The following is a 12441-nucleotide window of genomic DNA, read 5'->3' on the forward strand; positions in this document are numbered from 1 at the left end:
CCTTGTGATGACAGACCTGGCGCCTCGGGGTGACAGCCCGAAAACCGCGGCGCGCGCCGCCCGGCCCGGGAGAGCTCTCCGATCTCGCGAAAGATCACAAAACTCCCGCGGTACGGGCGGCGCCACGCGGCTAGCGGGATCCGCCGGCCACGGCGGGCAGGACGGTGACCGTGTCGCCGTCGGCGACCGGAGTCTCCAGCCCGCCCAGAAAGCGGACGTCCTCGTCGTTCAGGTAGACGTTCACGAAGCGGCGCAGCGCGCCCTTGTCCACCAGGCGCTCCTTCAGCCCGGGGTGCCGGACCTCCAGATCGCCGATCAGCTCCTCGAGCGTGGCGCCCTTGGCGTCGACGGCCTTGGCGCCGTCGGTGTAGGTGCGCAGGATGGTCGGAATGCGAACCTCGATGGCCATCGCGGGTCAGTCTCCTTGTGTCGTCATGGGAGTGAGAGGCCCACCGGATCAGAACACCGGTGAGCACCGGGGGATTCCAGAAAAGCCGGTCAGCGACAGTCGTAGACGACGACGAAGGGCGTGTGCGCGAACAGGAAGTTCTGCACGGGCGCGACACCCGCGCGCCGTGCCCGAGGGCCGGGACGCGAGAGCACCACGTCCTCCTGGCTCGGGGCGGCGGTCAGCATGCCCACCAGCTTACCCAAAGGGTTCATTCGTCCTACGGCCGTACCGGACACCGGCCCCGTACGAACCCCGGATGCCACCCGAACACGGAGACGAGGGAGCCGGGACACCAGGGCACGGAGGTAAGGTCCCCACCCCGGAGGCCCCGGCGCCAGGACCCGAAAAGGTGACGGTCACCCAGAGGTGATCGTCACCTCCTCCTCGCTCACCACGCCGTCGATGATCCGGTACGAGCGGAACTCGGCCTTCTCCCCCAGTTCCTCGCGGGTGGAGACCAGCACGTAGTGGGCGTTCGGCTCGGCGGCGTAGGAGATGTCGGTGCGGGAGGGGTAGGCCTCGGTGGCGGTGTGGGAGTGGTAGATGACCACCGGCTCCTCGTCGCGGTCGTCCATCTCCCGCCAGACACGCAACTGCTCCAGCGAGTCGAACCGGTAGAACGTCGGCGACCGCTCGGCGTTCTCCATCGCGATGAAGCGTTCGGGGGAGTCGGAGCCGACGGGCCCGGCGATCACGCCACAGGCCTCGTCGGGGTGGTCCGCCCGAGCGTGCGCGATGATCCTGTCAACCAGTTCCCGAGAGATGGTGAGCATGACTGGAAGTTACCAAAGGGCGCGGACCAGGGTGTCCTGAAGGTAGGTGAGCCAGTCGTAGATGACGTACGCCGGATAGCGGGGATCGCTCTCCGGCATGTCGGCGATCTCGTCGTGCACCTCCTCGGTCACCTCCAGCCGGGTGCCGAGCGCGAGGCGCACGTCGTTCAGCGCGCGCATCCACGCCTGCGCCTGCTCCCTGGTCAGCTCGACCCTGCCGGCCTCCGCACTGTCGAGCATCGCCTTGGCGTCGGCCCGCTTACCCTCGCGCAGCGTCGCCTCGGTGTATCTGCGGAACTCGGCGGCCGCCTCACCGTCCTCGTACGCCGAGGGGAAGAGCCGGGCCAGCACCGGATCGTCGGACTGCTCGGAGGGGCCGATGCCGAGCGCCTTCTCCAGGGGGTCGTCACCGGTCTCCCCCGGCTCGATCAGGCCCAGGATCTGCGTGACCAGCGAGCGCAGGATCGACACCTCGGCGGCGTCGAAAACCGTGATCACACCGCCCTCGTGCCCCGGCTTGAACCCCGAACTCATCTCTCGCCCACCATTTCTCGCGGGCACCGCCCGAGACCCGCCCGCCGTTTCGAGTCCTGCCGCTTCGGGCCCGGCCGGTCACCGCGCGACGACAGATGGCGCCCGGCCGCTCGCGCGCTCACGAATCCCGCTGGACGGTGGCCCACAGCCCGTACGAGTGCATGATCTGCGCGTCGCGCTCCATCTCCTCGCGGGTGCCGCTGGAAACCACGGCCTTGCCCTTGTGGTGCACGTCGAGCATCAACTTCTCCGCCTTCTCCTTGGAGTATCCGAAAACGGACTGGAAGACGTACGTCACGTAGGACATCAGGTTGACCGGGTCGTTCCAGACGATCGTCAACCATGGCAGATCGGGCCGTACGTCGATTGACGGACGCTCGACCTCCGTTGGAGCGGTGCTACCCACATTCACCAGTCTGCCCTACCCCGGGCTTAGTCTTCGACTCGTGACAAAGAGCATGAGCACCGCGTTGCTTACCGATCACTATGAGCTGACGATGCTTGAGGCGGCGCTGAGAAGCGGGGCCGCCTCCAGACGGGCGGTTTTCGAGGTGTTCGCGCGCCAGCTGCCCGGCGGGCGGCGCTACGGGGTCGTGGCGGGAACCGGCCGGGTGCTGGACGCGCTGGAGTCCTTCCGCTTCGAGGAGGAGTCGCTGGCGTTCCTGCGGGACAACGAGGTGGTCGACGAGCCCACCCTGGAGTTCCTCGCCGGATACCGGTTCTCCGGGAAAGTGGACGGCTACGGCGAGGGCGAGTGCTACTTCCCCGGTTCCCCGATCATGACGGTGGAGGGCACGTTCGCCGAAGCCGTGCTGCTGGAGACCGTGATCCTGTCGATCCTCAACCACGACTGCGCGATCGCCAACGCCGCCACGCGCATGATCCGCGCCGCCGGGACCAGGCCCCTCATCGAGATGGGCTCGCGGCGCACCCACGAGGCGGCGGCGGTGGCCGCGGCGCGGGCCGCCTACCTGTGCGGGTTCTCCTCCACCTCCAACCTCATGGCGGGCCACGAGTACGGCATCCCGACCGCCGGGACCGCCGCCCACGCCTTCACCCTGCTCCACGACTCGGAGGAGCAGGCCTTCCGGGCCCAGATCGCCTCCCTCGGCGCCGACACCACGCTGCTCGTGGACACCTACGACGTGGCCGAGGCCGTGCGGACCGCGGTGGAGCTCGCCGGCCCCTCCCTCGGGGCGGTCCGCCTCGACTCCGGCGACCTCGGCCAGGTCGCCCACGAGGTCCGCGAGCAGCTCGACGCGCTCGGCGCCCACAAGACCCGCATCATCGTGACCGGCGACCTCGACGAGTACGCCATCGCCGCGCTCGCCGCCGCGCCCGTGGACGGCTACGGCGTCGGCACGTCGCTGGTCACCGGCTCCGGCTCGCCCACCGCCGCCCTGGTCTACAAGCTCGTCGCCCGCGAGGACGCCGAAGGGGTCATGCGGCCGGTGGCCAAGAAGTCGGTGGGCAAGCCCAGCCGGGGCGGACGCAAGGAGGCGTTCCGCGAGCTCGACGCCGAGGGCACGGCGGCCGCCGAGGTGGTCACCGTCTCCGGCGAGCACCCCTCGAACGCCCGCCCGCTACAGGTTTCGCTGGTCAGGGAGGGGGAGGTCGTGGGCCGCGAGAAGCTGGAGGAGAGCCGCGCGCGGCACCGCGAGGCCGTCGCCGAGCTGCCCTCCAACGCCTATCAGCTGTCCCGGGGCTACGCCGCGATCCCAACCGTGTTTGACTGATCGCATGCCAACAGCGCTGATCATCGTCGACGTCCAGAACGACTTCTGCGAGGGCGGGAGCCTCCCGGTCGGCGGCGGCGCGGAGGTGGCCGCCGCCATCTCGGCACACGCCGCCTCGCACGGCTACGACCACGTCGTGGCCACTCGTGATCATCACATCGACCCCGGCTCCCACTTCGCCGCCGAACCCGACTACGTGACCACCTGGCCCGCCCACTGCGTCGCCGGGACACCCGGCTCCGACTTCCACCCCGCCTTCGACACCTCACGCGTCGAGGAGGTCTTCAGCAAGGGTGCCCACAGCGCCGCCTACAGCGGCTTCGAGGGCGTCACCTCCGACGGGACCTCTCTGGCCGACTGGCTCGGCGAACGCGGCGTGGACGCGGTGGACATCGTCGGCATCGCCACCGACCACTGCGTGCGGGCCACCGCCCTGGACGCGGTCGCGCACGGGCTGTCCGTTCAGGTGCTGCTGGACCTCACCGCCGGGGTGTCCGCCCCCACCACCGAGACCACCCTCGCCGAACTCGGCTCCGCCGGAGCCCGCCTCACGGGCACCCCCGTGGTCCGATCGGCCTGACGATCTCTCAGCTCTTCGGCATCCCCAGGAAGAGGATCATCCGGTCGAGCTTCCCGTCCATGGTCCTGTAGTTCTCCTTGAGCTCGCCGATGTCGTATGCCATGGCCCTCATGTCCTGCTTGACTCCCACGACCTCCTCCTTGACCTCGGCGAGCTCCTCCTTGGTGGCGCACTTCGCCACATCGAGCCGAAGCTCGGCGACATCCTCCTTGACCTCCGCGAGCCCCACCTTCAGCTCAGCCACATCCTCCTTGACCTCCGCGAGCCCCACCTTCAGCTCAGCCACATCCTCCTTGAGCTCGGCCACATCCCGCTTGACCTCGGCCATCTCCACCTTGAGCTCGGCCACCTCCTCCTTGACCTCCGCGAGCCCCACCTTCAGCTCAGCCACATCCTCCTTGACCTCAGCCACCTCGGTCCTGAGCTCAGCGACATCCCGCTTGACTTCAGCCTTGAACTCAGCGATGTCCTGCTTGACCTCAGCCTTGAACTCAGCGATGTCTTCCTTGACATCGGCGAGCTCCTCCTTCGTGGCGCACTTCGCCACATCGAGCCGAATCTCGGCGACCTCCTGCCGGAGTCCGGCGACGTCGTCCTTGGTGGCGAGGGTGTCCATCCTCGCCATGATCTGCTCGAACATCGGAGCCACGTACTCCATGATCTCGGTACGGATCATCTCGGCCAACACTTGTCCTCTTTGAAAGCGTTGCGGGGGAACCCGGTGGCGGGCCCGGGGTAGTGACAGCGACACGCTACCAGCGACGCCCACTCTGAGCATTCGAACGATTACCGGATCGGCATGGATGGGCAAACAGCACCATCACCGGTGGCGGCAGGAGTATCACGGAGAGTTGATACCTCTTACTACCGGTGGTGATCTCATATGTTCGTGCTCGGCGTCTCCTGGCTGATCCTGACCCCGCTGTGCCTGTGGAATTTGTTTCGCGGAGGGACGCTGGTACGGCTGACGAGCGTGCTCTCGCTGGTCGCGCTGGAGGCGGCCACGGTCTGGGCCACCACCGTCGTCCAGGTTCCCGCCCCAACTCCGATCACCGCGCTCCCGCGCCCGGCGGCCCTGACCGGCTCCCTGGCAGGCCCTCCGGCCGGATCCCGGATCGCCCCCCGGACCGAGTCCTGGATCCGGCCTCGGTCCCCGCTCGCGCCGTCCCGGGTGCCCGCACCGCTTCCGGACGCGGCGCGGCAGGGTATGTGGGACACGCGGGGAGCGCAGGCGGTGCGAGGGGAGCGGGTACCAGGCAACGGGCCCGGTGTCTCCTCCGGCAGGCGGGGCCTCTCCTGCCGGGGACGGATGCCCGCTCCGGAGCGGGTGCGGCTGGCTCGCCGTCAGGGCGCACCACGGGGCGTGACGCTCTTCTGGAAGGCCAGAGCCGACGAGTGCGACACCGCGACCGTGGTCCTGCACCACGAAAATCGCACGATCAAGGTCTGGATGCGGGAGGACAGGGCACGCAGACGCTCCTCCGGCGCCACCACGTGGCCCGTGAGCGTCGCCGGCGGCGTCGCCTCCCTGGAGGTGCCGCTCACGGTACCGGTGCGCGACACGGGGGCGTTCAGGGCGATCGACGGGCGGACCGGCAGGCCGATCGCCCTCGCCAGGCCGGGGCGCGTACCGGAGGAGCCGTCCACGGCGCGGTGATCCGGGGCTCCGGCTCGCCCGAACCGCTCGGCCCGCCGTTCAGGGCGACCCGGACCGCCCGGACCGCCGGACCGGACGCCTTCTCGTCCGGACAGGTCATCGGGCCGAGGGTACGTCCGGCTACCGGCCCTCGCTCGAACCGCCGACCGGATGACCGGGCCGGGGAGCCCCCTGGGTGATCGAGATCGAGTCACCGGATCAGGTGGAAGGCCACCCGACCCGGTGACCAGGTCAGTGGGAGCGCTGGGTGGCCCAGTGGCGGATCTTGCCGATCCGCTCCTGGATCTGCTCGGCGGAGGCCTGCGCGATGGCGGGTCCGCCGCAGGCCCTGCGTAGCTCTGCGTGAATGACTCCGTGAGGCTGGCCGGTGCGGTGGTTCCAGGCGCCGACGAGACCGTTGAGCTCCCTGCGGAGGTTGGCGATCAGCTCGTGCGGGGCGAGCTCCGGCTCCTTGGGCTCGGGATTTTTCCGCTTGGCCTTCAGCTGGTCGGACTGGCGCTTGCTCAGCAGGGTGCGGACCTGGTCGGGCTCCAGAAGGCCCGGCAGGCCGAGGAAGTCCTCCTCCTCGGGGGATCCGGTCTCCGCGGCGCTGCCGAACTCGCCGCCGTCGAAGAGGACCCGGTCGAACGTGGCGACCGCCTCCAGGGTCTCGAACGGCAGCTCATCGCCCACGACGTCGGGATTGTCCTTCTTACGCTGGGCGTCCTCCAGCAGGAAGTCGTCCAGCCCCTCCTCGGCGGGCTTGCGGTCGAGCACGTGGTCGCGCTCGGCCTCCATCTCCCCCGCCAGGCCCATCAGGGTCGGCACGGAGGGCACGAAGACCGACGCGGTCTCGCCCCGTTTACGGGCGCGGACGAAGCGTCCGACGGCCTGGGCGAAGAACAGCGGGGTCGAGATGCTCGTCGCGTAGACGCCGACGGCGAGGCGCGGGATGTCGACCCCTTCCGAGACCATCCGGACCGCGACCAGCCAGCGCTGCTCGGAGGCGGAGAACTCCTTGATCTTCTTGGAGGCCGTGGGGTCGTCGGAGAGCACGACCGTGGCGCCCTCTCCGGTGATGGTCCGGATGTGGCGGGCGTAGGCGCGTGCGGTCTCGTGGTCGGTCGCGATGACCAGGGCACCGGCGTCGGGCACGCCCCTGCGCACCTCGGTCAGGCGCCGGTCCGCCGCCCGGAGGACCTGGCGGATCCACTCGCCCTTCGGGTCGAGTGCGGCCCGCCACGCCTGGCCGAGCTGGTCCTTGGTGAGCGGGGTGCCGAGGGTCGCGGCGATCTCGTCGCCCGCGCGGGTCCGCCAGCGCATCTCACCGGCGTAGGCGAGGAAGATGACCGGCCTGACGACGCCGTCGGCGAGTGCCGGGCCGTACCCGTAGGAGTAGTCGGAGACGCTGCGCCGGACCCCGTCGCCGTCCTCGGCGTAGGTGACGAAGGGGATCGGGTTGACGTCGGACCTGAAGGGGGTCCCGGTCAGGGCGAGGCGTCTGGCGGCCGGCTCGAACGCCTCCCGCACGCCGTCGCCCCAGGATTTCGCGTCGCCCGCGTGGTGGATCTCGTCGAAGATCACGAGCGTCTTGCGAGCCTCGGTGCGGGCGCGGTGCAGCGCCGGGTGCATGGAAACCTGGGCGTAGGTGATGGCCACCCCGATGTAGTCACGGGAGGTCGCGCCCTGACTGTTCTTGAACTCGGGGTCGATCGCGATGCCGACCCTGCTCGCGGCGTCCGCCCACTGCTGCTTGAGGTGCTCCGTGGGTGTGACGATCGTCACAGCCCGGATGATCCCTCGTGACAGGAGGTCGCTGGCGATGCGGAGCGCGAAGGTCGTCTTGCCCGCACCCGGTGTGGCGACCGCGAGGAAGTCGCGCGGCGCACGGCTGGAGTACAGGTCAAAGGCCTCCTGCTGCCACGCGCGAAGCTTCGGCGCGGTGCCCCAGGCGGCACGGTCCGGATATGAGGGCGAGAGGTGGGATGCGGCGAAAGTGCTCACAGTGTCCCCAGGGTAATCTGCGCCGCCGACAAGACGTGCCGATCGGCCGAGATCCTCGCCAAGGTCGTCCCTTCGTGCTATTGGCCCGCGGAGCGGAGATCGTCGAATCGCGGAGCCGGACTCGCACGGCGCCCGCTCACCGCAAACCCGCTCGACACAAGCCCGCTCACCGCAGGCCCGCGATCACCGTGTCGATCTCGGCCCTCGACACGGGGTCGTCCGGCTGGGTCATCGCGACCACGACCACCGGGCGCTTTCCCGCCCCCGTGAGGAAGACCACACGCAGGTACGCCGGCCGGTTCACCACGTCCAGGTACTCCGCGCGCAGGGCGCGGGTGTGCCCGGTACGCGCGCCCACGGTGATCTCCGTGTCGTCCACGACCTTCACCTCGTCACCGTGGAGCAGGAGCCGCGCGTACAGGTCGCTGAGTTCGGTGGTGGTGGCGCGCGCGTCGTTCGCGGGCTCGGCGGGCATGACCATCACGGTCGTGTTGACGCCGTCGCCCGCGGCCGAGGTGAACTCCGTGACCGGCGGCACCGTACCGGTGAGCCAGCGCTCCGGCAGCGGGTAGCTCACCCCCGCGACCGGATCGTCCACCCGCTCCGGCGGCGGGGAGGGCAGTGCCCGCAGGGACAGTACGGCCACCACGGCGATGACGCCGGCACCGGCGGCCAGGGTGAGCAGTACGAGCAGCACACGGCGCAGGCGCCCGGGGCGACGCTCGGGAGGGGCGATGGGCGTGCCGTACCAGCGGGCGGAGGGCGGCAGGTCGTCGCCGGGCTCGGGGATGCGGGGAGGCCAGGTCAGACTGGAGCGGGCGTCGGACGGCTCGTCCTCCGGCGGCGGCCAGGGGCGATACTCGTCGTCCTCGGGCGCCGGCCAGGGGCGGCGCTCGTCGTCGAGGTCCGGGTCGGTGGGCGGCCACACCTGATCCTCGGCCGCCCGCGCGGCCCTGCGGGCCCGCCTTGACCGGCGCCCCCCGCCACGGCCGGGCTCGTCGGGCGGGTCCGACCGGCGAGGTCGTTCGTGCACGGGACCTCCTCCCCGGCGGCGACGGTCCTACCGTCCTACCACGCATCGGGGGGCGTGACCCGGCTATGGGTGATCGCTGTTACGAGAGTGACCAATGAGTCATGAGATGTCCCTCATACGCCGGGCGACGACGACCCCGAAGAGGCCGATGGAGGCCATCAGGGCGACGATCGTGGTGTAGCCGGTGGCGATGTCGTCGTGGCCGATCAGGTTGACCAGGACTCCGCCGAAGCCGATGGTGATCGCGCTGCCCAGGGTGTCGACGACCTGGAGGGCGGCGGAGTTGGCGCCCTGCTCGGCGTCGGGCGACTGACGCATCGCGGTGACGTTGACGCTGGTCACGCCGATGCCCATGCCGAATCCCGCGATGACCCAGGCGGGCACGGTGACCCAGCCGCTGACCCCGGGCACGAGCGCGAGCAGGGTCGTCAGGATGCCCACGGTGATCGCGACGGCGCCGATCCGCACCAGCAGCGGCCTGTCGTACGAGCGGCGGGTCTGCAGGTAGGAGCCGCTGGTCCAGCCTATGGCGCCGAGGGTGAGCGCGACCCCCGCCCCGGCGACGGAGAAGCCGTGCACCTCGGTGAGGAGCAGCGGGATGAAGGCGTTGACCCCGAAGAACGCCGAGGCGAGCACGCCGCGCATCATGACCGTGGTGGGCAGGCCGCGGCCGAACCTGAGGGCACGGGGAGGCAGCAGTCTCGGCAGGCCCGAAGCGAGGAGGGCGAGCCCCGCGGCGGTGGCGATCCCTCCCGGTGTCGGGGCCTCGTGGAGACGGCCCACCCCGTACAGCAGGATCCCGCCGCCGCACGCGGTGGCGGTGGCGGCCAGGGTCATCGCCAGCGGCCTGGAGCGGGGTCCTGAGGAGGGCTCGGGCATCGGGCCGCCGACGCGCAGGGCGGGCAGGAGCATCACGAGGGCGGGGACGACCAGCGGCACGATGCCGTAGAAGACCCACCTCCATCCCGCGGTCTCGGCGATGATCCCGGTGAGACCCGGCCCGATCAGGGCGGGAAGCACCCAGGCCGCCGAGAGCGCGGCGAATATCCGGGGCCTGGTCGCCGGAACGTAGACCCGCGCGATCATCACGTAGATCGCGACGACGACGGCGCCGCCACCGAGGCCCTGTACGGCCCGCGCGACGATGAACAGTTCCTTGGACGCGGCGGCTCCGGCCATGACCATACCGGCGGTGAACAGCCCCACCCCGAGCAGGAACGGCCAGGCGTGCCCCCGCCGGTCGGACCAGAGCCCGGCGACGACGTTGGCGAGCAGACCGGCGATGAGGAAGGCCGAGAAGCTCACCCCGTACAGGTCGAGGGCGTCGAGGTCCGCGGAGACGGCGGGCATGACCGTGCTCACGGACATGCCCTCGAAGGCGATCAGCGTGACGACGAGCAGAATGCCCAGGGAGGCGGTCCGGTATTCGGGACCGAAGATCCGGGGGGATTCGTATGGAGCGTCGACTGTCTTCGGTGCTGTCACCCGTCAAGGGTAGTGTTCGCCCCCCGGCCTCGGTAGACGGCCCACATCTCCTGCATCCTGGCGGCCTGGCCCACGGTGAACCCGGACATGCAGCGGTCGTCGGAGTAGTCCATGAAGTTGTGGATCGGGTCGGGTCCGCCGCCCTTGCAGGTGTCCTTGAGCAGCGGGCAGCCCTCGGTGGGTTGTCCCTCGGGCTCGGTGTCGGCCACGCCGTCGCCGGGCGGCTCGCAGCCCTTCTCGAAGGTGTGCAGCAGCCCGAGCCAGTGCCCGATCTCGTGGACGCCGGTGTATCCCCGGTCGAAGCTGCGCATCGCCCCGCCGGGCAGGCTCCGCCAGTCGACGACCACCCCGTCGAGGGCCGGCTCCTTGGCGTACCCGTGGGGATAGGTGGAGTAGCCGAGCACCAGCTCACCGAGCTGGGCGAGATAGAGGTTGAGGGTCTCGGGGCCGCCCCTGCGCATCCGCTTGATCATCCGCTCGTGGGTGACGGGCTCGCGGAACCAGGTCGCGCTGACGGTACGGGTGACGCCGTCCAGCCTGAACCGGATCCCGGTGTCCGCGCCACCGAGCTGCCCGGAGTAGGCGGCGTTGAGCGTGGTGATCTGGGCGCGTACGGCGGCGTCGGGCGCGCCGAGCCTGCCGTCGGTGAGGACGTGCACCCAGGTGGGCACGGTGATGGGGAGCGCGGGCCTGAGCGGGTTCGGCCCACGCCGCCCGCCTGCGGGCGCGAGGGACGGCGCGGGCGCGTGTCGCGGCACCACGGAGCGGGCGGCCCACCCGGAGGGATCGGGGGCACACCCCGGTGGCCCGGAGGCGGCGCTTCCCCTGCCGGGAACGACGGGAACGGGAGATGAGGCTCCCACCGTGAACAGGCATGCGGAAACAACGGCGATCGCACGCCGAAACATGGACTCCCCCGACAGATCCCAGGCGCTGGACGTTCGCCGCTCTCCGGCGGCATCCCGACCGTAACCTCATCTGTGGCGATCACCCATGAGCAACACTCACTCGTTGTTGCCGTCTTCGCCCTTCGGAAGTCCCGAGTAGATCTCCTTGCACTCCGGGCAGACCGGGAACTTCTGGGGGTCGCGGTTCGGCACCCAGACCTTCCCGCAGAGCGCGCGGACCGGGGTCCCGCTCAGCGCGCTCTCCATGATCTTGTTCTTCTCGACGTAGTGGGCGAAGCGCTCGTGGTCGCCGTCGCCGTGCGACAGGTCCGGGCGGACGTCGCTCTCAGGGAGAATCTTCGTACTCACCCTCGCGATTTTATGCCCGTACCGCCGCGCCCGGGGCACCGGCGGTCGGTCGGGCGCGAAACACGACCCATCGGCGCCGGAGCGACATCCCGGGATCGGCCGCCCGGGCGGTGATCCCGATGATCGTCCGGACCCGGCGGCGGGTGCGGAGCGGGGGCTAGTTCATCGAGGGGTCGTCGGGGCAGGTGGCCACGTAGGCGAGCTCGCCTCTCTGACGGCGCAGCACCGCCCGCCACAGCGACTCGGGCTCGTGGTGGAAGGTGTCGCCGGGCTCGGAGTCCACGACGTACCAGGCGCCCTCGCCGATCTCGCTCTCCAGCTGCCCCGCCGACCATCCGGCGTACCCGGCGAAGATGCGCATCTGGGCGATCTCCCCGGCGAGGATCTCCGGCGGCGCGTCGAGGTCGACGGTGCCGAGCCTGGAGACGGCCGCGGTGCCCGCGTGCAACCGCCGCCAGCCGAGCGGTTCCTGCCCGCTCGGGACGGCGGCCAGCGCGAGGGCGCTGTCCGTCTGGACGGGACCGCCCTGGAACAGCACGGACGGGCCGGTGACCATGGTGTCCCAGGTGGGGAGCACCTGGGTCACCGAGATGTCGCTCGGTCTGTTGAGCACTACGCCCAGGGTGCCGCCGTCGAGATCGTGTTCCAGCACCAGGACCACGCTGCGCCGGAAGTTGGGATCCTCCAGCTGCGGGGTCGCCACCAGAAGCCCACCGACGTAGATCGCCTCCGCCATGCCTCCATAATGAGGGGTGAACCCCCTTTCGCGCTGCTCCACCCGCTGTTCCGATGGTTCGGACCCCGCTCAGTGTCACGTGACGCGCATGTGAGGGCACCGCGCGAGACGAGAAGGGCGGCGGGGGGGGGGGGGGGGGCGGGGGGGGGGGGGGGGGCTGAGGGGCGGCCCGGCCGCGGGGCGGCCGGGGGGGCGGCGGCGCGGGGCGCGCGGGGGA

15 protein-coding genes are annotated in these 12441 nt (G+C 70.5%); 3 read left to right on the forward strand and 12 right to left on the reverse strand.

Going from position 1 to position 12441, the window contains the following annotated elements; translation table 11 throughout:
• Positions 1-130: 130 nt before the first annotated feature.
• From ABT352_RS37765 to clpS, 5 genes are all read right to left on the reverse strand, one after another.
• Positions 131-409, reverse strand: coding sequence for a MoaD/ThiS family protein (locus tag ABT352_RS37765; protein WP_350949844.1), 279 nt, complete (start codon positions 407-409; stop codon positions 131-133).
• 89 nt (positions 410-498) lie between these two features.
• Complete coding sequence (locus tag ABT352_RS37770; protein WP_350949845.1) at positions 499-663, reverse strand: hypothetical protein; 165 nt, start codon at positions 661-663, stop codon at positions 499-501.
• Between the two features lie 144 nt (positions 664-807).
• Positions 808-1224, reverse strand: coding sequence for a M67 family metallopeptidase (locus tag ABT352_RS37775; RefSeq protein ID WP_350949846.1), 417 nt, complete (start codon positions 1222-1224; stop codon positions 808-810).
• Between the two features lie 9 nt (positions 1225-1233).
• Entirely contained in the window at positions 1234-1758 is a 525-nt protein-coding gene (locus ABT352_RS37780; RefSeq protein ID WP_350949847.1) for a DUF2017 domain-containing protein, read from the reverse strand.
• Positions 1759-1876: 118 nt separating this feature from the next.
• Positions 1877-2164: an ATP-dependent Clp protease adapter ClpS gene (gene clpS / locus ABT352_RS37785; protein ID WP_329091067.1), complete on the reverse strand. Its 288-nt coding sequence runs from the start codon at positions 2162-2164 to the stop codon at positions 1877-1879.
• Positions 2165-2204: 40 nt separating this feature from the next.
• Here clpS and ABT352_RS37790 point away from each other — a divergent pair, with 40 nt between their 5' ends.
• Both ABT352_RS37790 and ABT352_RS37795 read left to right on the forward strand, forming a co-directional pair.
• The gene (locus ABT352_RS37790; RefSeq protein ID WP_350949848.1) at positions 2205-3494 is read left to right on the forward strand and encodes a nicotinate phosphoribosyltransferase; all 1290 of its coding nucleotides are present in this window, start codon (positions 2205-2207) and stop codon (positions 3492-3494) included.
• Positions 3495-3498: 4 nt separating this feature from the next.
• Positions 3499-4074 (forward strand): isochorismatase family protein, encoded by a 576-nt coding sequence (locus ABT352_RS37795; protein ID WP_350949849.1) that lies wholly within the window; start codon positions 3499-3501, stop codon positions 4072-4074.
• 7 nt (positions 4075-4081) lie between these two features.
• Here ABT352_RS37795 and ABT352_RS37800 read toward each other — a convergent pair whose 3' ends face one another.
• Entirely contained in the window at positions 4082-4759 is a 678-nt protein-coding gene (locus ABT352_RS37800) for a hypothetical protein (protein WP_350949850.1), read from the reverse strand.
• A 198-nt stretch (positions 4760-4957) separates the two neighbouring features.
• On the opposite strand from ABT352_RS37800, the gene ABT352_RS37805 reads away from it, so the two are divergent.
• The gene (locus ABT352_RS37805) at positions 4958-5731 is read left to right on the forward strand and encodes a hypothetical protein (protein WP_350949851.1); all 774 of its coding nucleotides are present in this window, start codon (positions 4958-4960) and stop codon (positions 5729-5731) included.
• A gap of 231 nt (positions 5732-5962) precedes the next feature.
• Here the strand turns inward: ABT352_RS37805 and ABT352_RS37810 are convergent, their stop codons facing one another.
• The 6 genes from ABT352_RS37810 to ABT352_RS37835 all read right to left on the reverse strand — a co-directional run bounded on the left by ABT352_RS37810 (position 5963) and on the right by ABT352_RS37835 (position 12224).
• A complete protein-coding gene (locus ABT352_RS37810) occupies positions 5963-7714 on the reverse strand; it encodes a DEAD/DEAH box helicase (protein WP_350949852.1) in 1752 nt (583 codons plus the stop codon).
• A gap of 166 nt (positions 7715-7880) precedes the next feature.
• Positions 7881-8747, reverse strand: a complete 867-nt coding sequence (locus ABT352_RS37815) for a hypothetical protein (protein WP_350949853.1) — start codon at positions 8745-8747, stop codon at positions 7881-7883.
• A gap of 99 nt (positions 8748-8846) precedes the next feature.
• A complete protein-coding gene (locus tag ABT352_RS37820) occupies positions 8847-10232 on the reverse strand; it encodes an MFS transporter (protein ID WP_350949854.1) in 1386 nt (461 codons plus the stop codon).
• Positions 10229-10993, reverse strand: a complete 765-nt coding sequence (locus ABT352_RS37825) for a zinc metalloprotease (RefSeq protein WP_350949855.1) — start codon at positions 10991-10993, stop codon at positions 10229-10231. Before ABT352_RS37825 ends, ABT352_RS37820 begins: the two co-directional genes overlap by 4 nt.
• Before the next feature lie 243 nt (positions 10994-11236).
• Entirely contained in the window at positions 11237-11488 is a 252-nt protein-coding gene (locus tag ABT352_RS37830) for a DUF3039 domain-containing protein (RefSeq protein WP_350949856.1), read from the reverse strand.
• A 157-nt stretch (positions 11489-11645) separates the two neighbouring features.
• On the reverse strand, positions 11646-12224 hold the full coding sequence (locus tag ABT352_RS37835; protein WP_329091052.1) for a YqgE/AlgH family protein: 579 nt from the start codon (positions 12222-12224) through the stop codon (positions 11646-11648).
• Between the last annotated feature and the right edge of the window lie 217 nt (positions 12225-12441).

The sequence above is a fragment of the Streptosporangium sp. NPDC000563 genome, assembly GCF_040299985.1.
Classification (GTDB): Bacteria; Actinomycetota; Actinomycetes; order Streptosporangiales; family Streptosporangiaceae; genus Streptosporangium.